General features: G+C 59.8%; 19 protein-coding genes, 2 pseudogenes and 2 riboswitches. Of the genes and pseudogenes, 12 read left to right on the forward strand and 9 right to left on the reverse strand.

Features of this window, described 5'->3' with window-relative positions; genetic code table 11:
* Positions 1-584 precede the first annotated feature (584 nt).
* Positions 585-2,087, forward strand: coding sequence for a YcaO-like family protein (locus JKG68_RS23280; RefSeq protein WP_202063735.1), 1,503 nt, complete (start codon positions 585-587; stop codon positions 2,085-2,087).
* Positions 2,088-2,186: 99 nt separating this feature from the next.
* Positions 2,187-2,549, forward strand: coding sequence for a hypothetical protein (locus JKG68_RS23285; RefSeq protein WP_202063736.1), 363 nt, complete (start codon positions 2,187-2,189; stop codon positions 2,547-2,549).
* Positions 2,550-2,587: 38 nt separating this feature from the next.
* Here the strand turns inward: JKG68_RS23285 and JKG68_RS23290 are convergent, their stop codons facing one another.
* The 5 genes from JKG68_RS23290 to JKG68_RS23310 all read right to left on the reverse strand — a co-directional run bounded on the left by JKG68_RS23290 (position 2,588) and on the right by JKG68_RS23310 (position 6,791).
* Positions 2,588-3,259, reverse strand: coding sequence for a polysaccharide deacetylase family protein (locus JKG68_RS23290; protein WP_202063737.1), 672 nt, complete (start codon positions 3,257-3,259; stop codon positions 2,588-2,590).
* Positions 3,252-3,554, reverse strand: a complete 303-nt coding sequence (locus JKG68_RS23295; protein ID WP_202063738.1) for a hypothetical protein — start codon at positions 3,552-3,554, stop codon at positions 3,252-3,254. The genes JKG68_RS23290 and JKG68_RS23295 overlap by 8 nt, the downstream gene beginning before the upstream one ends.
* Before the next feature lie 36 nt (positions 3,555-3,590).
* Positions 3,591-4,505, reverse strand: coding sequence for a carbohydrate ABC transporter permease (locus JKG68_RS23300; RefSeq protein WP_202063739.1), 915 nt, complete (start codon positions 4,503-4,505; stop codon positions 3,591-3,593).
* Between the two features lie 56 nt (positions 4,506-4,561).
* Positions 4,562-5,383, reverse strand: coding sequence for a carbohydrate ABC transporter permease (locus JKG68_RS23305; RefSeq protein WP_202063740.1), 822 nt, complete (start codon positions 5,381-5,383; stop codon positions 4,562-4,564).
* A gap of 115 nt (positions 5,384-5,498) precedes the next feature.
* Positions 5,499-6,791 (reverse strand): extracellular solute-binding protein, encoded by a 1,293-nt coding sequence (locus tag JKG68_RS23310; RefSeq protein WP_202063741.1) that lies wholly within the window; start codon positions 6,789-6,791, stop codon positions 5,499-5,501.
* 262 nt (positions 6,792-7,053) lie between these two features.
* Between JKG68_RS23310 and JKG68_RS23315 the strand changes: the two are divergent.
* Positions 7,054-7,137 (forward strand): annotated as a pseudogene (locus tag JKG68_RS23315) (MarR family transcriptional regulator); the annotation flags it as partial.
* A 21-nt stretch (positions 7,138-7,158) separates the two neighbouring features.
* Here the strand turns inward: JKG68_RS23315 and JKG68_RS23320 are convergent.
* Both JKG68_RS23320 and JKG68_RS23325 read right to left on the reverse strand, forming a co-directional pair.
* On the reverse strand, positions 7,159-7,938 hold the full coding sequence (locus tag JKG68_RS23320; protein WP_202063742.1) for an SDR family oxidoreductase: 780 nt from the start codon (positions 7,936-7,938) through the stop codon (positions 7,159-7,161).
* Positions 7,938-8,258 carry a nuclear transport factor 2 family protein gene (locus tag JKG68_RS23325; RefSeq protein WP_202063743.1) on the reverse strand — a complete coding sequence of 107 codons (321 nt, stop codon included), beginning with the start codon at positions 8,256-8,258 and terminating at the stop codon, positions 7,938-7,940. The genes JKG68_RS23320 and JKG68_RS23325 overlap by 1 nt, the downstream gene beginning before the upstream one ends.
* A 101-nt stretch (positions 8,259-8,359) precedes the next feature.
* Between JKG68_RS23325 and JKG68_RS23330 the strand changes: the two genes are divergently transcribed.
* The gene (locus JKG68_RS23330; RefSeq protein ID WP_202063744.1) at positions 8,360-9,265 is read left to right on the forward strand and encodes a LysR family transcriptional regulator; all 906 of its coding nucleotides are present in this window, start codon (positions 8,360-8,362) and stop codon (positions 9,263-9,265) included.
* A gap of 533 nt (positions 9,266-9,798) precedes the next feature.
* Here JKG68_RS23330 and JKG68_RS23335 read toward each other — a convergent pair.
* Positions 9,799-10,620 carry an SDR family oxidoreductase gene (locus JKG68_RS23335; protein WP_202063745.1) on the reverse strand — a complete coding sequence of 274 codons (822 nt, stop codon included), beginning with the start codon at positions 10,618-10,620 and terminating at the stop codon, positions 9,799-9,801.
* Positions 10,621-10,684: 64 nt separating this feature from the next.
* Here JKG68_RS23335 and JKG68_RS23340 point away from each other — a divergent pair, with 64 nt between their 5' ends.
* Both JKG68_RS23340 and JKG68_RS23345 read left to right on the forward strand, forming a co-directional pair.
* Positions 10,685-11,629, forward strand: coding sequence for an AraC family transcriptional regulator (locus tag JKG68_RS23340; RefSeq protein ID WP_202063746.1), 945 nt, complete (start codon positions 10,685-10,687; stop codon positions 11,627-11,629).
* A gap of 256 nt (positions 11,630-11,885) precedes the next feature.
* A pseudogene (locus tag JKG68_RS23345) lies at positions 11,886-12,518 on the forward strand (tyrosine-type recombinase/integrase).
* Between the two features lie 261 nt (positions 12,519-12,779).
* Here JKG68_RS23345 and thiC read toward each other — a convergent pair.
* Positions 12,780-14,621: a phosphomethylpyrimidine synthase ThiC gene (gene thiC / locus JKG68_RS23350; RefSeq protein ID WP_202063747.1), complete on the reverse strand. Its 1,842-nt coding sequence runs from the start codon at positions 14,619-14,621 to the stop codon at positions 12,780-12,782.
* 63 nt (positions 14,622-14,684) lie between these two features.
* A riboswitch (TPP riboswitch) is annotated at positions 14,685-14,792 on the reverse strand.
* 93 nt (positions 14,793-14,885) lie between these two features.
* Positions 14,886-14,991, forward strand: a riboswitch (TPP riboswitch).
* Here thiC and thiM point away from each other — a divergent pair.
* The 6 genes from thiM (at position 14,982) to JKG68_RS23380 (ending at position 20,351) form a co-directional block, all read left to right on the forward strand.
* The gene (gene thiM, locus JKG68_RS23355; protein ID WP_202063748.1) at positions 14,982-15,770 is read left to right on the forward strand and encodes a hydroxyethylthiazole kinase; all 789 of its coding nucleotides are present in this window, start codon (positions 14,982-14,984) and stop codon (positions 15,768-15,770) included. Its footprint overlaps the riboswitch before it by 10 nt.
* Complete coding sequence (gene thiE / locus JKG68_RS23360) at positions 15,752-16,432, forward strand: thiamine phosphate synthase (protein ID WP_202063763.1); 681 nt, start codon at positions 15,752-15,754, stop codon at positions 16,430-16,432. The genes thiM and thiE overlap by 19 nt, the downstream gene beginning before the upstream one ends.
* Positions 16,429-17,229: a bifunctional hydroxymethylpyrimidine kinase/phosphomethylpyrimidine kinase gene (thiD, locus tag JKG68_RS23365; RefSeq protein ID WP_202063749.1), complete on the forward strand. Its 801-nt coding sequence runs from the start codon at positions 16,429-16,431 to the stop codon at positions 17,227-17,229. The genes thiE and thiD overlap by 4 nt, the downstream gene beginning before the upstream one ends.
* Positions 17,213-18,304 (forward strand): TRAP transporter substrate-binding protein, encoded by a 1,092-nt coding sequence (locus tag JKG68_RS23370; RefSeq protein ID WP_246515759.1) that lies wholly within the window; start codon positions 17,213-17,215, stop codon positions 18,302-18,304. The genes thiD and JKG68_RS23370 overlap by 17 nt, the downstream gene beginning before the upstream one ends.
* 365 nt (positions 18,305-18,669) lie before the next feature.
* The gene (locus tag JKG68_RS23375) at positions 18,670-19,422 is read left to right on the forward strand and encodes a FadR/GntR family transcriptional regulator (RefSeq protein ID WP_202063751.1); all 753 of its coding nucleotides are present in this window, start codon (positions 18,670-18,672) and stop codon (positions 19,420-19,422) included.
* Positions 19,419-20,351 (forward strand): NAD(P)-dependent oxidoreductase, encoded by a 933-nt coding sequence (locus JKG68_RS23380; protein ID WP_202063752.1) that lies wholly within the window; start codon positions 19,419-19,421, stop codon positions 20,349-20,351. Before JKG68_RS23375 ends, JKG68_RS23380 begins: the two co-directional genes overlap by 4 nt.
* Positions 20,352-20,354: the final 3 nt, after the last annotated feature.

Here is a 20,354-nt window from a genome sequence, read left to right on the forward strand (position 1 = left end):
GATGCCGCGCCTTTTGCAGCATCATGTCATAGGCTTGCAATCCTTGCTGTTCGGCGTTTCTGAGCTTGGCAATACACGCCGTGTAGAGGGTCTCAAGGTTATCGACTTGCATCACGGCACCTCTGTTGACCGCGGGCCATGCGCCCGCGTGCGGCGTCAACAAGAGGCTCAGGTCAGTGTTCCTCGTATTCTGCCCATTCTGCCCATTCTGCCGTCGCAGCTTGTAAGATGTGCTGCAGGATCAACAATGATTTCCCATGGTGTGCTCATCAGAGAGCTGTATGGAGCCGACTCAACCTCCCGCAGGTCTGAATGCGCGGTTTGATCCTGCGCGGATTTGCTCCATTGCAGCATCAACGGCCGCAATCTTCGCCAGCTTGGCGTGTGAGCTCGCTGCGGCAAGCAGAGCACGCAGGCAATCGGCGCAGAAACAAGCTCCTCTACTGTGGAGTCCGTTAAGCGTTTCAGGGAAAGCTTTTGCGCCTAGGTGCATCTTCACACTGGGAATTAGCACGCTAGCTCCTCTTTCGAGGGTGGGCGACGGCTTACTCTCAAGACACATGCAAACAACTTAATAGGTCCCCATGCCTATCCCTGGTCTTCCCGACGATCTCCCTGATGCAGCCCGACGCTACGCCGAGGCTCTACCTAGGGGGCAATATACTGCCTTTCCCCTTACCCCGCTGGACCAAACGGGCGTTGCGGTCTGGGAAGTTGCGCTGTTCCTAGACAATGCGGCGGACTTTCCCGGCGCCATGCCCTCGGGCTACGGGTACGGCACCACGGACGGAGAGGCGCTGATCGGCGCGATTGCCGAAATGGCGGAGATGATCTGTCCAACATTGCGGCTTGTCGATGAGCCCCACTGGACGGGGTCATACAACGAGCTGGTCCTCAGGGTCGGCAACGCCGGCATTACCGACCCTTTGACTCTGTGTCTGCCCGCAGGCAGCCCCGTTAATCGAGACACACCACTGGCCTGGATCAAGGCCGTTCGGGCGCGGACGGGCGAGCCGGTCCTTGTGCCGATGGATGTGGGTGCCTTGGACTACTTCGAGCTGCCGCTGGGTTACCAGCCCTTCACAACCCTGATTACCAATGGCCTCGGCGCCGGGCCCGACATTGACTGGGCGCTTGGTCACGGACTGCTCGAATGTCTTCAGCGGGATGGTAATGGTCTCCTCTTCCGCGCTCTCGACCAAGGCATCCTTCTGGACCTACCACAGGACCTTGAGCCTGAGACCCGAGCGCTCCTGAGCCATCTCGATGATCTCGGCATTGAGGTTCAGGCGAAGTACGCAACCGATGAGTTTGGCTTGGCTAATCTCTACGTTGTCGGCTTTGAGCGGGATGCTTATGAGCCACCGGTCCCGATCATACTCTCTGCCTGCGGGGAGGCCTGCGATCCGGACCGGGAGCATGCGCTTCGCAAGGCCCTGCTGGAGTTCTGCTCATCGCGGGTGCGCAAGGCATACTCGCATGGCCCGCGTGCTGTGGCTGAAAGGGTGGCTCCGCCAGGTCATATTCAGGCTTTCCTGCAGACTGCTGGCCCTAGCCTGGAGAATGCCGAGAACCGGGCTTTGGCTGCAATGCTCGAATGGGCTCGGATGAGTTCGTTCGAGCTCAAGGATACACTTCGAGGCACTGTCTTCTCGAACAAAGGCCTCAAGAGTTTCGGGGAGCTGCCTGGAACGCCTTGCGTTGACACCCGCGAGCGCGGGCGCGTCGCTCGTAATCATCTAGAGGCGGCAGGCTTTGACGTGATTTACGTGGACTGCTCCCCGCGGGACCGCTCCATTGCGGTTGTGAAGGTGATAGTGCCAGGGCTTGAGGTGGAGACAATGAGCTACTACCGCATCGGAGAGCGGAATACGCGCAAGCTCATTGAGCGCGATAGCCCCCTGATCCGGTTTGGCGAGCCAACGAATGAACTCCGTCCTGTTCGCTTGTCTCCGGAGGCCTTTGATCGGTTGGGTGGTCGGCAGCCTCTGCTCGACACTGCTGCCGTGGATCGGATGGTCGGCCCTCTTTACCCGCTCTACCGCGAGCCTGAGGCTCACCACGTTGCGGAGATTCTGGGGATCTGAGGCACTGACTTTCGGAACCGTCCTATTCCAGCTCGGTTGTCGGACGCCACTAGGGCGTGCCTGCGGCCCTGCTCACCTTACCTTGTCAGGAAACAACCCATGACAAAGTCCGACATCCCTCCGACTCACACGATCAATCCCATTGATCAGCCGCCTGACTCGGACGCCCCAACCGCCGCAATGCTCAAGGCGGATATCGATAGTGGCGCAAGCGGTGATAAGACGGAGGTGTTTGATCCTGGCATGGCCATGCTGGGGACCTGCGAGGAGGCTTCCGGGACTCCCTTAACGCCAGCACAGCTTGCCTGGGCCCGGCGACAGGAAACTTTTCATCGCTGGAAGAACGGCCTCAAGACCGGGATCGCCCACCACAAGCGGGATGGCTTCCCCATCACCTTTGTCGGTTTCATCGTCTTCGTGGGTGTCATTCTTGTGAGCGGGATCTCAATGGTTCGCACGTGATCTGGAAAGCTCCCGGTGTAACCACCACCCATACGTGATCAAGTCCAGTCTCGCAGACGCTGAATCCGGAGGTTGGATACAACAAACTGGAAGCCTGCCGCATCAACGGCTTGATCAGCCGCCGGGTGCTCACCATAAGCTGCGCCGCCATTCCAGGCGATAGCGCGGACAGGATGCCCTAGCCTATGTAAGAAATCGTCTTGTGAACCACCGGCTTCGTCCCGGAGTCTTTCCAGATCAACCGACGCAGTGCTGTGGGTTCGCGTATGGCTCGCGACAACATGAGGACCATCCAGAGCTGCAACCTCCTCCCACGAGAGGGCGATCCGACTGCTTGGTGATACATCACTCCCGCAGGTGATGTTGTGATCCGCAGCAAAGCTCCACTGATCAGCTGCGCCGACAAAGCCTGTGACTACGAAAAACCATCCTACCAATCCGTGTTGATCAAGAAGCGGACGTGCCACGTCGAAGTTATTACAGTACCCGTTGTAGAACGCGAGGATCAGGCCAGGCTTGGGTTTACGCCACTGGCCGGTTGCCATCACCCGGTCCAGGTCTTCGGCTGTGACTGGATCGAAGTACTGGGCGTAAAGCGCAAACTGCCGGTCGTACTCCGCTGCCCGCCGTTCTGGCGTGAGATGGAAATTGACCGTGCGGATGACAGCTCCGGTCTCGAAGGCCATTGCAACAGCATCGAGCTCAAGCATCACGCGCCTCATCACTAACTTGAGCGAGCGCGCCCGGACCAAACGTGCGGTCTGCGATCCACTCGATTAGGCGCAAAAGGTCTACAGCACCGTGCTCACTCTTGTGAGTGCCATAAGTCTTGGCACCTTCGCGCAGCAATGGCCTAAGATAGGCGGAAGTTGGGTCCACTCCGGCAACGAGGCTGGGCCCGTCTTCAAGCATCAGGATCATCGGGATGCCTTCCTCGCCGTAATTTCGACCAGACAGACGAGCGAGATTAACTTGCAGGTCACTGCGTTTCAGATCATCAGTCATTGTTCCCTCTGAAGGACCTGCCATCACTGCACGGGTTCACCCCTTAAGGCTGCCCATGCTGAGACCGCGAACGTAGAAGCGTTGCAGGCACAAAAAGAGCACGATGACCGGCAGGACGGACACAGCAAGTGCTGCCTGCTGCAATGACTGATTGCGTTCGTCAAAGAACTCGCTGCGCAGGAGTTGGATACCCACGGTGACGGTCTGAAGTTCAGGGGCCGCTCGCGTAACCGTCATGGTCCAGATCACCTCATTCCAGTGATAGATCCAGACAAGAAGCCCGAGCGTCACCATTCCTGGACGCACCAGCGGCAGGGCTATGCGCCAGAAAAGACCGAACTCGCTTGCACCATCAATCCGTGCGGCATCGAGAAGCTCATCCGGCACCGTCATCATGAACTGGCGCATTAGGAAAACGCCGTACCAGGACACGGCAAAGGGTAGGATCAGGGCAAAGTAGCTGTCGAGCAGGCCTGTTCCTCCTTGTCCCAGCCAGTCGTTGCCGCCCGCGAATGGCCAATAGCGCAGGATAAAGAACATCGGAATGATGAAAAGGAAGAACGGAAAGATCTGCGCGACGAGAACAAAGCGCAAAATTAGATCCCGACCCCGGAAGCGGTACTTAGCGAGCGCAAAGCCTGCAAGCGCACTGGTGGCAAGCTGTACCACCGTGATGGCTCCTGTCACGATAACACTGTTCGTGAGCCAGGCGACCATCGGCAAGTCGGTGAATGCCCGGACGAAGTTGTGCCATTGTGGGACTGCGGGCCAGTAAACAGGGGGCCGGGCCAGTCGTTCGGCCGGCGTGCGCAGCGCACCGATCAGCATGTCCGCAAACGGCAGGATCATAATCACGGCGCCAAGGCCCAAAATGCCGTATTTGAATGTCCAGACCGCCCACTTGCGCCCCCTTTGAGGAAGGGCCGCTGTGCCCCCTGCATCATCCGTCACCTTGGACTTGGCCGCGACTGCCCGAGCGGTTCCGGCTGCGTGCGAGGGCATCCTCATCAGTAGGCCTCCACGCCACCGCGTCGCAGAACACGCAGTTGGAGGAGGGAGACGAGGAAGATGACAACAAGCAGCACATAGGCAGCTGCCGATGCGCGGCCCAAGCGCAAGTCCGTGAAGGCCATGCCATAGATGTAGAGTGCGGTGACGTTCGTGCTGTTCACCGGCCCGCCCTCCGTCAGCACAAGGATCAAAGCAAAATAGCTGATGGCGGTGATGACGCTGGTGATGAGCACAAACAGGATAGTGGGCCGCAGCAGCGGCAGGGTGATGCTCCAGAAGATCCGGGTTTCGCTGGCGCCGTCAATCCGCGCCGCCTCGTGAAGGGACTCGTCAATGGCTCCGAGCCCGGCGGAGAACAGCAGCATGTTTTGGCCAAGATGCATCCAGACAAACACCATCACAACCGCGATCATGGCCGTTGAGGGATCGTTGAGCCACGCCGGCCCGGCAATTCCGATGAGCGCCAAAAGACGGTTCAGAACGCCCCAGGGGTCCGCCAGGACAAACCACCAGATGAAGCCCACGGCGACGACATTGGTGACCATGGGCAGGGAGTAGATCGAGCGCCACAGCGCCTGGTATCGGCTCCGCGAGAAGACCCCGGCGAGAAGAAGCGAGGCCGGGACGCCGATGCCGACCACACCGACCGTGAAGACAAGGGTATTAAGGAGGGTTTTCAGAAACAGGGGGTCGCGTGTGAAAAGGTGCTCGTAGTTCGCCAACCCGATCCAGCGCGGGGATACGAGGGAGTTCCAGCTGGTGAAGCTCAGGTAAAGGGAAGCGGCTAGTGGCAAAGCGAAGAAGACAAGACCGAACAAAAGCACAGGCACCAGAAACAGGTACGGCGCCGTCCTTTGGGTCAACATTTTTGCGGGGATGAGGCTGAGCGGCGGCACAGTTCAACAAGACTCCCGTGGCACCTGCTTATCGCATTCACCGCGCCTCTTTCAGGATCGACTCGATTTGTGCGTTGGCGGCACTGAGAGCCTTCTGCGGGTCTTGGCGCCCGAGCCACGCTTCCTCGATGGCACCACGAATGGTGACCTCGATCTCGGAGGCTTGCGGTACGTTCTTTTCCGAGATTGCTCTGCCTGAGCTGATCGCCTCCATGTAGGGTCTTGTGAAGGGGGCGTTCACTTCGGCTTGCGACGCCGCGATGTCAGCCTTGTTGGCGGTCAGCCCTCCCATGGTCATCAACATGTCGCCCACGCATGAACGTTTGCCCGGCTCGGATGGTGTGTTGAGCCAGCGTACCAGGCGCCATGCTTCTGGCTTGGAGGGGCTGCGCGCATCGACCCCATAATAAAAGGAATACTGATAAGTGCGCCAATCGTCTCCTCCTGGGATTGGGGCGACCCCCACCGTGCTCTCGAACTTGTCACCTAGCCCCTGGCGGAGCGTGTCCTTGAACCAATTTGCTGTAATCATCATGCCGACCGAGCCGCTCGGGAAATCACGCACTTGGATAGATGAATTCGTGACATTCTTGCGGAAGATCTCGGCCTGTTTAGATACGATTTCCACGGCCTCTGGCGTTGCTAGGTTTGTGGAGCGCAGGTCATCAGTGAACAGGGAACGACCCCGCGAGAAAAGCAGCGTGCGGAAAGGGTGGACAGCGTTAGCTGGCGTGGGGCCAAACGCATAGCCTGCCACTGTAAGCTTGCCTTGCGCGTCAGCTTTTGAGATTTTTGCGGCTATCGCGGCAAGCTCATCCCACGTCCTCGGCGGCGCGGAATAACCTGCCTCTCTAAGAAGGTTCTTGTTATAGACGAGCAGATAAGTGCTGACCTCAGCCGGAACTCCCCAGATCTTGCCGTCGACGGTCGCCGCATCGACAGTGCGGGCCTCGTACTCACGCCTGACGAAATCGACAATGTCGGCAGGTGGTTCGGCGAGAACCCCATTCGAGACGAGCTGGACGCCCCATATGCTGTAGACATTGTAGATATCGGGCGAGCGTCCGCCGATGCGTGAGGTCAGGATCGTTTGCAAGAAGTCCCGAAAGGTCGCTTGTTGGTGAACGATCTTAATGTTCGGGTTCTCGGCTTCATAGCGCCGGAAGCAGGCTGTCAATGGTCGCATCTGCTCGTCGGTGTAGTGTGTCGCAACTGTAATCGTTTTTTGTTGTGCCCAGGCCGGCTCGCCAAGACAAGCAACAGCCAAGGCACTGGTGGACAGCAGACGAAAGGTCGCTTTCAGCAAAGGTCCAACCGGGTTAGGTGACATGAGGATCCCCATAAGCTTAATGAGCCGCATACACTGCTGGGAAGCAGGTAGGGCAGGCGAGCGAAGCAACCAATAGGTAAACAACTAAGCCATTCACGACTTTGGTACCTATTCGAGTATGCGCATGACCCCTCTTTGCGGAGTACATTTTGATTGCACCTACTTCGGGTTACCTATTTTTTATAGCCCTGAGAGACAATGCAAGCGGCTGACCCTCACACAAAAGGGTTTTTAGCATGCGGCGCGCTCAATGAGATCGCAGAGGCTTGCGGCTTTAAACCGTGACGTGCGCCATCTCCGTGATGCTATTTATTCTCAGATCGAAGGATGGGACGCTCCCGCCTGAGTGTAGAACGGGTGTCCTCCCTTACGCCGTAGGCACCGTACCCCCATCGATCGTGTACTCGGTACCGGTGATCGAAGCGGCGCGTTCGGAGGCCAGGAACGCGATCAGGCTTGCGACTTCGGCCGGTTCGGCCGGGCGTCCGATCGGTATTCCGCCCAACCCGTCCATGATGATCTTCTTGCCACCCTCGAGATCGGTCCCCGCCTGTTTCGCCAAGCGCTCGGCGAGGTCGATGGATGATTCCGTCGCAATCCAGCCCGGTGACACCCGGACCACCCGTACACCTCTGGGAGATACCTCCTTTGACATTGCCTTGCTGTAGGTAGAAAGCGCAGCCTTGGCTGCAGCATAGGCCGTTGTCGATTCCGGAAGTGGCAGCACATTCTGAATGGACGTGACATGTATGACCACGCCGCTTCCCCGAGAGACCATGTCCGGGACCAGATGCCGGTCCAGCCGAACAGCGGGGAAAAGGTTAAGAGACAACTCCTTGCACCACTCGGCATCAGTGAGCGCTGAAAAACCACCACCGGCCGCAGACGAGCCGCCCAGCATATGAACAATAATATCGACGCCGCCAAGGCGTTGACGGGAGGTGTCTGCGACGGCCCTGCATCCCTCCTCGGTTGTCAGGTCGGCTTCAACGAACAAGTCTTCGGGCAGGTTGTCCGGTCGCGCCCGAGCAGTCGTTAGCACCCGCACGCCGAGTTCCCGAAACAGGCCAACGGTCGCTGCCCCAGCGCCCCTGCTTCCTGCCGTGATGAGTGCGCGCTTGCCAGTCAGATTGAGAAAGTCGGTCATCACCGGATCTCCACTTTGGCAATCTTGTCGTTTGCGATGGCAAAGGCGTAGCTTAGCGTCACGGGGCTCCCCGGAAACCGGCCGCTGACTCTGGCTCGAACGAACGATCGATCGCCGTTGACCGTGACATCCAAGGGTTCAGCGACATACTGGGTCCTGCGTTTCGCTTCCGCCCACCAGTCTCGAATGGCAGCCCCACCTTGGTGGAAGGCGCCTTCATCCACGACGACGGCGTCGACCGCAAAAGTCCTAGCTACTGAATCCGCATCGTTTCGGCGATCTGCCTCGAAGAACGCCTTCACCACATCAGGCATATTCATAGGTTTCTCCCTATCAGCTTACTCATGACTGCTAGTTAGGGCTCGACGATTACGCCGATAAGTGGGATAAAGCCGTATGTGGAGATGAGTAGATCGGGACAATGGAACAGGCGGGTTTGAGAGATTTGGAGTCGGTCATCGCCATTGCACGGCGTGGGACGTTTCGAGCAGCCGCTATTGATCTGGGGACGTCCAGCACTGCGTTGAGCCATACAATTGCAAAGCTCGAGGCTGACCTCGGCGTTCGTCTCTTCAATCGAACCACCCGCAGCGTCTCGCTCACAGATGCAGGAAAGCTTTTTGTCGAGCAGGTTGCACCGTCGCTCCAGAATATTTACGTCGCGCTGGAAGCGGTTCGCTCCCAGCGAAAAACCCCTTCAGGAACGATACGGATCAATGCCGCGCCCTTCGCGGCGCGTGCTATTATCTCCCCGTTGGTACTCGAGTTCCTGCGCCGGTACCCGGATATGAATGTCGATTTGGTGACTGACGGAAGGATGGTCGATATCGTTCGGGACGGCTTCGATCTCGGCATAAGGGTCGCCAGCCTCGTACCAAGCGACATGATTGCGGTATCGCTCGGCTGGCCACAACGACATGCTGTGGTGGGGTCTCCTGATTATTTCGAGCAGCATGGCAAGCCGGTCGTTCCTCTGGATCTTCTCAATCACAGGTGCATTCGGGTCCGCTTGCCTGACGGCTCCGTATACCAGTGGCGGTTTGAGAAAGACGGCGAACCGGTGCAGATCGATGTGCGAGGATCGATCACGCTCGATGAGGCAAGCTTGGTGAGGACAGCAGTGCTTGAGGGGACGGGCGTGGGCTACACCATGGAACAGGAAGTTCTGCTATACATCGAGGCGGGACGCCTCATCCGGGTCTTGGAGGATTGGACGCCTCCATATCCAGGTCCATGTCTCTACTATCCCGGGCGACGTCATCTATCGGCTGGGATGAAGGCATTCTTGGAGATGGCGCGTGAGCTTTCCAAGCGTCCGGCAGTCTAACCCTGCAGGTAAGTTCGCCGACATCAAAGATTGGGCAACCTGAGATCGTGCCGATGGGAGAAGCGAGGCTTCTTTACTCGTCGCTCCATTGATTTCGTTCGCCCATCCAATCGATGCCGTCAACCGCCGCTAGATCGCATATCGCTGCGTAGTGTCGAGTTGGATTGGCAGGATAATTTCAATCCATCCGGCGTGACGGTCCCCGGCGTCACAAAGCCGTTCGGCCAGATGATGCGGCGTATTGGGGAAGCCGCTCCGCCCATAGGCGAAGCGGTGTTATGCCGTGTATCCAGTCAGCTCCTCACCAGCCGGGCGGCAATCGGAAATTGCGGCATGCGGCGAACTCCGGGCCAAGTCTTATAAGCCGGTCTGGCCGGTCAACCCATACTTGCACCAAGATGCCGGGGGCAGAACATTCTGGATGTTCCAAACGATTAGGGTGTTTGGCGGATTCGGCTGCCACGCCTCTGAGTGTGACATGGCTAAGCATTGGCCAGACAACACGAATCATGTCCGGCTAGGGGAGATCCCAGTCAGTTCGGACCGAACATCTCCTGCATTTTCTGCTGGTACTGCTTCTCTGATGTGCTCCACCGCAGATCTGCGAGAAGTCTCGTATCCGCCCCAGCGGGGTAGCGGATTTTGAACTGCTCATCCGTGGCGGCGGCATAGACGGCGTCTGCAACCTCTGCTTCGGTGCAAAAGGCAGTGGGATAATTGCCAAAGCGCGAGAAGCAGGCCTGAGCGAAATCGCAGTATTCATCCGGGATCAAGCCCTGCATCCGGGCGCTGCCGTTGCTGCTGAAGTTCGTTGTCGGCGCGTAACCAGGCTCGACCAAGCGTGCCTTGATGTTGAACCCATCCAGTTCATACGAGAGCGACTCGGTAAAGCCTTCAACGGCGCACTTACTGGCGGTGTAGACGGCAACCAGCGGCATCACGCCGACCGTGACGCTCGACGTTACGTTCACGATCACCCCATGGCCCTGCTTGCGCTTCTGAGGGATGATGGCGCGACAAGCTGCGATCACGCCGAACGTGTTGGTCTCGAAGACCTCCCGGATCATGTGGTCTGGCGTTGCTTCAACACCGGATGCAAGGCCGATGCCGGCATTGTTCACCCAGACGTCGATTGCGCCGAACTCGCCCCCGGTAGCGTCGATCGCGGTGGCGATACTCTGCTCATTCGTGACATCAAGCGCCAACACCCTCAGTCTCTCCCAGCCATCAGCAAACACACCTGGATTCGGCCGCCGCATCGTAGCGACCACGTTCCAGCCGTGAGCGAGAAAGAGCTCGGCCGCTGCCTTGCCGTAGCCGGAAGATGTGCCGGTGATGAGAATTGTTTTTGGCATGTGAGGTCTCCATCGTTTCGATGGACACAACCTAGACATCAGGCTTAGGACGATCCACAATCTTATGTCCGTAAATGATTATGGATTGTCCAAAGTGGATCCCCTCAGCGACATCATTGCCCTGCTCCGCCCAAGCACTGCAGTCTCAAAGCCCATCACAGGCCGTGGGCGCTGGGGTGTTCGCTATGCGGCTCACCATGCCCCCGGCTTTACCCTCATCCTGCAGGGGGATTGCTGGGTTGCCTTTGAGGGTAAGGAGCCTGTGAAGATCCAAAAGGGCGACTTCCTGCTGGTGCCTTCCACCCCAGCCTTCTCAATGTACAGCCACCCGGGAGTTGAGTGTGAGCCGCGGGAGCCGGTAAGCTCTGCTGTTCGACATGGGGACCAGGAAGGTGCACCTGACTTCGTCTCTCTCGGCGGGACATTCCGGATAGAGCAGGTCAATGCACCCCTCATGCTCGCCCTCCTGCCAGACATCATCCACATCCGTGCCTCCGAGGGGCGCACAGGCAAGCTCGGCCGTGTCATCCAACTGATTGCGGATGAGTGCGCATGCGAAGACCCAGGCAAGGAGATCGTTTTGCAGCGGCTCCTGGAGGTCTTGCTTGTGGAAGCGCTCCGCTGGCGCAGCATTGATCCAAATGCCATACCCTCAGGTCTGCTCAATGGCATGCGGGATCCAGCTCTGGCACGCGTTCTGCGCGCGGTACACGCCGACATCCGCGCGGGGTGGACGGTCCTTGAACTGGCCAAGATGGCAGGCATGTCCCGGTCAGCCGTCGCATCTCGGTTTGGGGACACGCTCGGGTGCGGGCCGATTGAATATGTGGCTCGATGGCGGATGGCGCTAGCCAAAGATGCGCTCACACGAGGCGCGAAGACACTCGACCGCATTGCGGATGAGATCGGGTATGAGTCCGCCAGCGCCTTCAGCACAGCGTTTCGCAAGCGGCTCGGTTGCCCGCCCGGGCGGTTCGCGCGCTTGAGTGACTCAGACCGCTCTCAATAACGGTCGATGTGGATAGGTCACGCACACCTTGGGGTAATGGCACTGGGTGAACTGCGAGCATTGTGCTGTACCAAAACCACAGGACTCGGATCAGTCCGAGTCAGCTTCGGGTCACGAGCAGGAGATCGGCGCAAGGTGCGGTACGTCTGGCTTGGCCTGGTAAGCTGACGAATGCTTTGAGGAATGCTCAGGCTGGGTTTCCTGTCGGCACAAACGGCCAAGGTTTATTAGGGGGCTTCGTTTCAGGAGCACTGCAATGCAAGAAGGGATCGCTGACCATCCTCTCCGCACCACGACACCTTGGAACCATGGCAAGCTGGTTGGACCCAAACCGCCTCTCAAAGCGAAGGAGATCTGGTCCATTCGGGTCAGGCTTCAGGTTGCTCATCGCATCCGTGATCTGGCGCTGTTCAATTTAGCGCTCGACAGCAAGCTGCGCGCCTGCGACTTAGTCGCCCTTCGGGTCGATGATTTAGCCCTAAATGGGAGGGTGCGATCTCGAGCCACAATCATGCAGCGGAAAACAGGCCGGCCGGTTCAGTTCGAGATCACGTAACAAACCCGGGAGGCTGTAGGGCGCTGGCTTGAGAAGAAGGACCTGCACAAGGGCGAGCCGCTCTTTCCAAGCCGGATTAATCGAGCGAGGCCCATGACGACGCGCCAGTACGCCCGCCTGCTGGCATCCTGGCTCCGCGCGATTGGCTTGGATCCCCTCGCCTACGGCACCCACTCACTCCGGCGCACCAAGGCCTCAATGGTTTATCGGAGAACTGGCAATCTCCGGGCGGTCCAGCTTCTCTTGGGGCACAGCAAGATTGAGAGCACAGTTCGGTATCTTGGAATTGACGTCGACGACGCCCTTCTGATTGCCGAACAGGTAGAAATCTGACCGCTTGAGGCGGCCCGTCGATGAGCCGCCTCAGAGCCTCCGACCTGTCATGGGGCAAGGTCCGGACCTGAGGCTCAAGCAGCCTCAAGCCGAACGGCCGGCGCGTGCCAAGAGCTACCATTAGATCAGCGCTCCTGCCTTAGGCTTCTATGGGAGAAAGCACATGAGCGTAAAATTCCAGCCAGTTCAGGCGGGACGGCGTCCTTTCGTGGTGGACACGCACCCCTTCGACAAGCGGCCATGTCCACCACATGCGCGACTTCAGGGTTGGTCGACGTAGAGCTTGCCGCCGCTTTCCAAGAACTCCTGGCTCTTGACACGCATACCAGCCAATTGCTCCTGAGCCTCAGGGCTCATCGCCGCCACCTCCGCCCGTAAATCCTGTGTGATCTTCATCGAGCAGAACTTCGGGCCGCACATTGAGCAGAAATGCGCTACCTTGTGCGCATCCTTTGGCAGGGTCTCGTCATGGTAGGCGCGAGCCGTATCTGGATCGAGGGAGAGATTGAACTGATCCTCCCAGCGGAAGTCAAAGCGTGCCCGGGACAAGGCATCGTCCCGCATCTGTGCCGCCGGGTGCCCCTTGGCAAGGTCCGCCGCATGGGCGGCGATCTTGTAGGTGATGACACCTGTTTTTACATCATCCCGGTTCGGAAGCCCCAGGTGCTCCTTCGGCGTCACGTAGCAGAGCATCGCTGTTCCAAACCAGCCGATTATAGCAGCACCGATGCCCGACGTGACATGATCGTATCCGGGAGCAATGTCTGTGGTGAGCGGGCCGAGGGTGTAGAAGGGTGCCTCTCCGCATTCACGGAGCTGCTTGTCCATGTTCACCTTGATCTTATGCATCGGAACATGACCGGGTCCCTCAATCATGACTTGGCAGCCTTTGCCCCACGCGACCTTGGTGAGTTCGCCCAGCGTCTCTAGTTCGGCGAACTGCGCTGCGTCGTTGGCATCGGCAATGGAGCCAGGACGCAAGCCGTCACCCAACGAGAAGGATACGTCATAAGCCCGCATGATGTCGCAGATCTCATCGAAGCGCTCGTAGAGGAAGCTCTCCTTGTGATGTGCCAAGCACCAGCGCGCCATGATCGAGCCGCCGCGGGAAACGATGCCCGTGACACGTTTTGCGGTCAGCGGCACATAGGGAAGACGCACGCCCGCATGGATCGTAAAGTAGTCGACTCCCTGCTCAGCCTGCTCAATGAGCGTGTCCTTGAACACCTCCCAATCGAGCTTTACCGGATCGCCGCCGACCTTCTCGAGTGCCTGATAGATCGGCACCGTGCCGATGGGCACCGGCGCGTTGCGTATGATCCAGGAGCGGATGTTGTGAATGTTGCGTCCGGTGGACAGATCCATCACAGTGTCGGCTCCCCAGCGAATCGCCCAGACGAGCTTTTCCACCTCGTCTGCCGCTGTCGAGACGACCGCCGAGTTTCCGATATTGGCGTTGACCTTGACCAGGAAGTTGCGCCCGATCGCCATCGGCTCCAGTTCCGGGTGATTGATGTTGGCCGGTATAATGGCGCGCCCACGGGCGACCTCCTGGCGCACGAAGTCCGGTGTGATGAAAGGCGGGATAGAGGCCCCAAAGCTCTCGCCGTCGGCTATCTTTGCCTCGGCTCCTGCCAGCATCGCCTCGCGACAGAGGTTCTCGCGATGAGCGACGTAGATCATTTCCTCAGTGATGATCCCTGCCCGCGCGAATTCGTATTGAGTCACCATCTGGCCTGGCGCCGCGCGGCGCACCACCCGCTCGGCTGGGCATGGTGCGACGAGCTTGTCCGCAGGAACGTGGCCGTTGTCTTCCGGCTTCACCGGCCGGGCTTCGACTGCCCCATAGCCGCGGGCTGCAATCCAAGGCTCCCGCACAAGCTGAAGTCCCTTGCTGAGATCAATGGCCATATCGGCGTCCGTGTAGGGTCCTGACGGATCGTAGACGCGGACCGGAGGCTCATCGGGATCTGTCAGAACGATCTCACGAATGGGAACGCGGATGTCCGGCCGCCCTTCCCGGGTAGCATAGACCTTGCGTGAGCCCTGGATGGGGCCGGTGGTGACGGACAGGAGACCGTCATTGGGCTTATCGATTTTCATGGTCACTGGATCTCTCCTCTTGGCAAAGGGAGATCCGGGCAAAGCGAGCTGAGGGATTCTTGTCGTGCTCGTTAGTTCCAGTCCCTCCGCCGGTATGACCCGGATCAGGTTCAAGGGTCACGGCGGATCAGCCGACTCTCAGCCCCTCACAGGGCTCCCCTCGGAACAGGCCGGATAGTCGATGACGCCCTTCCGGCTGTCAACCCATCACGCAGTCCCACAAAGTCGAACCTTGCCAAAGTCAACCGGCAGGGCTATTTCGCCTGCATCTCCTTGGGGTGCCCGTCCGGGCTGAGAGGTCTTGTCCTGAGACCAACCCATCGAACCTGATCCGGATCATGCCGGCGGAGGGATTGCGAGATGACGAGCGCACCAACGTCCATCCTGGACGCTTCCAGTGTTCCAGCTTTGGCTGGCTCCCTGCTTGAACGCCTTCGGGCCGAACGCATTCGCGTGCATGCAATCACGAACGCAGCGGCGCAGACCTTCACGGCCAATCTTCTGCTCGCCGCCGGCGGCATTCCCTCCCTCACTGTCGCACCGGATGAGGTCCCTGCCTTCACAAGCCGCTCGGATGCACTGCTCGTCAACCTTGGCACGCTCGACAGCGACCGGCGCACCGCAGTTCCTGAGGCTATCGCCACCGCACGCACGCACGCCAAGCCATGGGTGCTCGATCCTGTCTTTGTCGAAGCTTCCCCAACGCGTTTGAAGCTTGCCCGCTCCTGCCTTGCGGGTGAGCCGCATGTCCTGCGCTGCAATGCGGCCGAGTTCGCGGCTCTTGCCGAAGAAGATGCGACGCCAGGCTCCATTCAGGCATTCGCAAAAAGTCACGGAACGGTCGTGGCTCTGACTGGTGCGGTGGACCTGATTGCAGACGCCAACAACGTACTTTGCGTCGAGAACGGCCACCCGCTCATGACCTGCGTGACCGCCATGGGATGTGCCGGAACTGCCCTCGTTGCAGCCTTCGCGGCTCTGCATGGCAGCGCCATCGAGGCTGCCGCCGCGGCTCTGCTTGTTACTGGCGTGGCAGGCGAAATTGCCGCGCATCAGGCAAACGGGCCAGGCACGTTCCAGCCAGCCTTCCTCGATGCGCTCTTTCATCTCGATCCGGAAACCCTCGTCACCTGCGGGAGAGTCTCATAAACCCAATCGATCTCCGCCTCTACGGCATCATCGATCCGGAACGGACCGGCGGCCGGGATCCTGTCGAGCTTGTCCGGCAGGCTGTTTCTGGCGGCGCGACCCTCATCCAGTACAGGGACAAGCAAGGCGAGGGCCGCCGCCTTGTGGAACTGGCCCGCGCCCTGAAGGCAGCGCTTGAAGGAAGCGGCGTGCCGCTCCTGATCAACGACCGTGTTGATATCGCGCTGGCCGCAGGCGCCGACGGCGTTCACCTCGGCCAAGACGATATGCATCCCAAAGATGCACGCGACCTGCTCGGTCCACACGCGTTTATCGGATTGACGCTGAAGACGCTGGAGCAGGCCGAACGAATGGCGAGCATGCCGGTCGGTTACGCCTGCATCGGCGGTGTCTTTGCGACTGGGAGCAAGAACAGCCCCGCTCCGCCCATCGGCCTCGACGGGCTCGGCAAGATCCTGTCACGCGCCAGGCTCGCATACCGCGGCCCTGTCGGCGCCATTGCCGGAATCGATGCATCGAACGCGCAAGCTGTGATCGCGGCCGGAGTCGACGGCATCGCGGTCATCTCGGCTCTCTTCATGGCAACAGATCCGCGGGCAGAAGCTCGAAGATTGCGGGGCATCGTCGATCAGACCCTGACATCCCGAGGAGATTTTGCATGACGGCGATCGCAGTTACCATCGCAGGCTCAGACTCGGGCGGTGGAGCCGGCATCCAGGCCGACATCAAGACCTTCTCGGCTCTGGGCGTTTATGGCGCCAGCATCATCACGGCACTCACCGCGCAGAATACCATGGGGGTTCAGGGCATTCACGATGTGCCATCTGCCTTCGTTGCCCAGCAGATAGACAGCGTCTTCTCGGATCTTGAGGTCAGGGCCGTGAAGATCGGTATGCTCTCCCAGGTCGCTGTCATTGAAGCTGTGGCAGAGGGACTTCAACGCTATAGCCAAACGCAGGTTGTCCTCGATCCCGTGATGGTGGCGGCCAGTGGTGACCGTCTTCTGGCATCGAGGGCTGTCGACGCATTACGCCATGTGCTCCTTCCCAGGGCGTTGCTTGTCACACCCAACCTTCCCGAAGCCGCCGCCCTTCTCGACGAGCCGCAGGCCGGGGATGAACAGGCCATGTGCCGACAGGCCGAGCGGATCCTCGCCTTGGGTCCCAGAGCCGTTCTGGTGAAGGGCGGCCACGGCACAGGCTGTGAGAGCACGGATATTCTCATGGATGCACAGGGTGTACGGTTTTTCCCCGCCCCCCGCATCGAGACGCGAAACACGCATGGCACTGGATGCACCCTGTCCTCAGCCATTGCAGCCGGACTCGCCAAGGGCCTTTCGCTGACGGAGGCTGTCGCGGCCGGCAAGGAATTCATCAGCGCCGCAATCGGCGCGTCCACTCAACTTCACATTGGACGCGGGTATGGGCCTGTGCATCACTTCCATGCCCACTGCTCCTAAACTCTCACGCCGCGCGGCGCTTGGCGTCGGGGCTGCGGCTCTTGCGGCGCCGACCGTCAGCCAAGCCCAGACGGTTCGCTGGCGCATGGTCACATCGTGGCCGAAGAACCGCACTGGCCCTGGAGTCTCCGCCCAGAGGATCGTTGGGCGCATCAATGCTATGAGCGGTGGGCGGCTTCAGATCGATCTCTTCGCAGCAGGCGAGATCGTACCCCCCTTCGCTGTGCTCGATGCCGTTTCGAACGGCACCGTTGAGATGGGTCACACGGCCTCACTCTATTGGCAGGGTAGGATGCCGGCGGCTGGGTTCTTTACCAGCGTCCCCTTTGGTCTTGGTCCTATCGAGCATCAGGCCTGGATCGAGTTACGGGATGGGCAGGCGCTCTGGGACGAACTCTACAAGCCCTACGGCGTACGCGCCTTTCTCGCCGGCAACACGGGTCCTTCGATGGGTGGATGGTTCCGGCGCAAGCTGAACGGCGTCGAGGATCTGCGAGGCATGCGACTGCGTGTTCAGGGCTTGGGAGCCGAGGTCTACGCAAAGCTCGGGGCAGTTCCAATGACGGTTTCTGCCGGAGATCTGCTTCCGGCGCTTGAAAAGGGCTCCATCGATGCGGCAGAGTTTCTGGCTCCAGCAACCGATCTGGACACGGGTCTGCCCAAGTACGCCCCCTTCTATTACGCTCCCGGTTTTAACAAGCCCAATGGCGCAAGCGAGCTCCTGATCTCGTTGAGGTCTTGGGAGACACTCAGCCCTGACCTTCGCAGCGTGGTCACGGAAGCCTGCCGGGCCGAGCATGCCCTTGGCTTGGCCGATGCGCACCAGACCAATGCGGCAGCCCTGACCGAGATCCTCGGCAAGTACCCGGTGACCCTGGAGGCTTTTCCCCGCTCTGTCATGGAAGCGGCTCAAAAGGCTTCGTCGGAGCTTCTCTCCGAGATTGCAGCCAGTTCTCCTCTCGCGGATCGAATTGTCGGGAGTTACAGGAGCTCCCTGGAGGATCTGCGGGGCTGGTCGGCTCTCGCAGCCGACATGGCGCGAGCCAACACGCGCTCATCCCCGCCGACACCGTGATGAGGAGCGGCAATGGCGTCCGGATCAAAGACCTGTCCAAGGTCAGCTCCGGGTCACGCACTGACGATCCCCTGCCCTGCACGGATGTCCGCTTACGCCGCGCGAGCAGACATTCGGTCTACTTCGCAGATGTGCCAACTTCGGACCTTCACCGACGGTCGCCAGAACAAGGCCACTACCGGGCGGCATGTCGGATTGATGTTCATCACTTCTCGCCGGGACCTTTGCGTTAGAGGTGAGATCGAGGGGCTCCGTTCTGAGCAGGAGCCATGCACCGATCCAAGGCTAACGACTATCTCGTTCAGCCATTAGCTACTTGACCAATAGACCGTGGTATGTATTCTGGTATGACCAAGGTAAGAGATATGATCGCTGATCTAGAAATCACGCGGCTTAGGGAGGGTGGCGGCAAGGGGTTCGAGAAGGTCTTCGCCTTCTTACGCGAGCGTCTGCTTGCGGGCTCGTTGCGACCGGGTGACCGGCTGATCCCTGAACGCGATCTCGCTGCGCAGCTCGGTGTGAGCCGACCGATCCTGCGCGAGGCGCTGCGCGCCCTGACGGTTCTCGGCGTTGTGGAAATCCGCGACCGCGTCGGAACAATCGTTCGCCGACCCGACCCGTCTGTTCTGAATGACTTTTTCACTTTCGCGTTTGCACAGCAGTCTGACGTCGTCGACGATGTAATGCAGGCGCGCATCGCGATCGAATGCCAAGCCGTCCGGCTCGCCGCCGAGCGGGCCACCGTATCCGATTTCGAGAAGTTGCAGCAGGCGCTCGCACGCATCGTCGAGACCATCGACGATCCAGACGGCGGCAGCGCGGCCGATTTCGACTTTCACCGCACCGTCGTCAATACAGGCAAATCCGAGACGCTGATCGTGCTGCACAACTCTCTGTCCGGCATTTTGATGCGCTCCCATCGCGGTCGCCGGGAGCTCCTTCAGGTGTTCGACTCCATGAAAACCTACCTGATCGAGGATCATCGCCGGATCTTTGACGCCATCGTCGGCCGAGACCCGGAGCATGCGGAAAAAGTCCTGCGAGAGCATTTCGCGATCGGTGACGACTTCCGTCGTCGCGCCGCGATCGGCGAATCCGAAGCCCGGAGCGCCTCATGACACATGTGCACGAGCGAGATGACACGATGGGACAGAACGATCAAAACACAACGGTCGGCTTTGTTGGCCTGGGGACGATGGGGCGCGAGATGGCGCTCAACCTGCTCAAGGCCGGATTTGCAGTCTGCGCCTATGACGTGCGCAAGGAGGCCATCGACGACCTCATTACCCGAGGTGCCACCGGCGCTGAGAATCCGGCCGATGCGGCCCGTGACGCGGACATCGTCATTTCCATGCTCCCCGACACGCCGCAGGTCGAGGAGATCGTCTATGCCGAACGTGGCCTTTTGGCGTCGCCACCGCGCGGCCGTCTCCTCGTCGACATGAGCACGATCTCTCCCGTCGCCGTCCGCCGCATGCATGCCGATCTCAAGGCCGCCGGCGTGGAATTCCTTGACGCGCCGGTGTCAGGTGGCCCAGTTGGCGCCAAGAATGCCTCGCTTTCAATCATGGTCGGAGGCGACCGAGACGCCTTTCTGCATGCGGAGCCATATTTCCAGGCCATGGGCACGACGATCACCCATGTGGGCGAGGCCGGAGCCGGACAGACCGTCAAACTCTGCAACCAGCTCGTCTGCGCCATCAACCTCCAAGCCATTTGCGAGGCGCTTGCGCTCGGCCGCGCCTCCGGCGTGAATCTCGACCAACTCCGCAATGTGCTCCTAGGCGGCTCGGCTGCGTCCTGGATGCTGGACAAGCTTGGGCCAGCGATGATCGCGGGCGATGCCTCCGCGGGCTTCCGCATCGACCTAATGCTCAAGGACCTGCGCCTCGTGCAGGAGCAGGCGCTTTCACTCTCCGTCCCGCTACCAGGAACGGCCCTTGTAACGAGCCAGTATGTCGAGGCGCGCGCTCACGGAGAAGGCACGAACGGCAATCAGGCTCTGTTCCGGGTCTACGACCGAATGACGAATCAGGCTGCGACCTAGCCC

Origin of the sequence: Microvirga aerilata (genome assembly GCF_016743775.1) — a bacterium.
Classification (GTDB): domain Bacteria; phylum Pseudomonadota; class Alphaproteobacteria; order Rhizobiales; family Beijerinckiaceae; genus Microvirga; species Microvirga aerilata.

Excerpts from the sequence above, each read along its gene's own strand:
- JKG68_RS23310 (WP_202063741.1), bottom strand. The coding sequence starts at position 6,791 with ATGTCACCTAACCCGGTTGGACCTTTGCTGAAAGCGACCTTTCGTCTG.
- JKG68_RS23325 (WP_202063743.1), bottom strand. The coding sequence starts at position 8,258 with ATGAATATGCCTGATGTGGTGAAGGCGTTCTTCGAGGCAGATCGCCGA.
- JKG68_RS23380 (WP_202063752.1), top strand. The coding sequence starts at position 19,419 with ATGACACATGTGCACGAGCGAGATGACACGATGGGACAGAACGATCAA.
- JKG68_RS23335 (WP_202063745.1), bottom strand. The coding sequence starts at position 10,620 with ATGCCAAAAACAATTCTCATCACCGGCACATCTTCCGGCTACGGCAAG.
- JKG68_RS23340 (WP_202063746.1), top strand. The coding sequence starts at position 10,685 with ATGTCCGTAAATGATTATGGATTGTCCAAAGTGGATCCCCTCAGCGAC.
- thiC (WP_202063747.1), bottom strand. The coding sequence starts at position 14,621 with ATGAAAATCGATAAGCCCAATGACGGTCTCCTGTCCGTCACCACCGGC.
- JKG68_RS23320 (WP_202063742.1), bottom strand. The coding sequence starts at position 7,938 with ATGACCGACTTTCTCAATCTGACTGGCAAGCGCGCACTCATCACGGCA.
- JKG68_RS23280 (WP_202063735.1), top strand. The coding sequence starts at position 585 with ATGCCTATCCCTGGTCTTCCCGACGATCTCCCTGATGCAGCCCGACGC.
- JKG68_RS23290 (WP_202063737.1), bottom strand. The coding sequence starts at position 3,259 with ATGCTTGAGCTCGATGCTGTTGCAATGGCCTTCGAGACCGGAGCTGTC.
- thiD (WP_202063749.1), top strand. The coding sequence starts at position 16,429 with ATGACGGCGATCGCAGTTACCATCGCAGGCTCAGACTCGGGCGGTGGA.
- JKG68_RS23375 (WP_202063751.1), top strand. The coding sequence starts at position 18,670 with ATGATCGCTGATCTAGAAATCACGCGGCTTAGGGAGGGTGGCGGCAAG.
- JKG68_RS23285 (WP_202063736.1), top strand. The coding sequence starts at position 2,187 with ATGACAAAGTCCGACATCCCTCCGACTCACACGATCAATCCCATTGAT.
- JKG68_RS23330 (WP_202063744.1), top strand. The coding sequence starts at position 8,360 with ATGGAACAGGCGGGTTTGAGAGATTTGGAGTCGGTCATCGCCATTGCA.
- JKG68_RS23295 (WP_202063738.1), bottom strand. The coding sequence starts at position 3,554 with ATGACTGATGATCTGAAACGCAGTGACCTGCAAGTTAATCTCGCTCGT.
- JKG68_RS23370 (WP_246515759.1), top strand. The coding sequence starts at position 17,213 with ATGCCCACTGCTCCTAAACTCTCACGCCGCGCGGCGCTTGGCGTCGGG.
- thiM (WP_202063748.1), top strand. The coding sequence starts at position 14,982 with ATGACGAGCGCACCAACGTCCATCCTGGACGCTTCCAGTGTTCCAGCT.